The organism is Neisseria sp. P0021.S006, from assembly GCF_051956895.1.
The window spans coordinates 1-675 of sequence record NZ_JBQCWZ010000765.1 but is presented as its reverse complement, the minus strand read 5'-3'; the positions used below and the strand labels follow the sequence as shown (position 1 = coordinate 675).

Below are 675 nucleotides of genomic sequence, written 5' to 3'. Positions count from 1 at the left end.
GATGACGACAATATGGCGGATTTTGTTTTGTTTAATTTTATGCGTCAGGATTTTTTCCGGATACATCTCCGTCATGTCCAAAAGGCTGCGCATGCCCAGATTGTCGGTTAAACCGCCGTCGATAAGGTGGATGTAGGGACGGTTTTTACTGTCGCTGTATTTTTGGAAACGCTCGAAAAATTCTTTTCGGGTTTGCAGCTGTTTTTTACCTGCTTCGCTGTCTTCGCTGTCGGAGACAAGTTGAAACGGCGGCGTGTATTGGCAATGGCCGCCGTTGTTATTGAGCGTAATCGGTGCAAACACCATAGGTACGGAGCTTGACGCGGCAGCGGCGCGGGCAAGTCGCAAGTCGCCCAAGTCGATACACATCGGGTCGAAATATTCTTGCGTGAAATTGAAACGCTCGCCTATGCCCATATCGGTGGCGGAAATGATGGCAAACGGGCCTTTGCGGTTCATTTCCAAATCGCGGAAAGTGGTTTTGCCGAAAAGGTAGTTTTCAAACTGCTCCTGTAACAGATCACCGCGTCCGTATTCAGGCGAGGCCAGTCGGGGCAGGTTGGACATGGAAAATGCTTGTTTGACAACTTGGCGTTGGAAGTTTTGGTGTAGGAAACGTTTGTAAAACAAGGGAATGGTTTCTTCGCCCTTGAGTGCAAAATAAGCCGCCAAAAC

At 48.9% G+C, this 675-nt stretch carries 1 pseudogene; it reads right to left on the bottom strand.

The features are described 5' to 3' along the window. Window positions 1-675 (bottom strand): annotated as a pseudogene (locus tag ACTHUM_RS16975) (patatin-like phospholipase family protein); the annotation flags it as partial.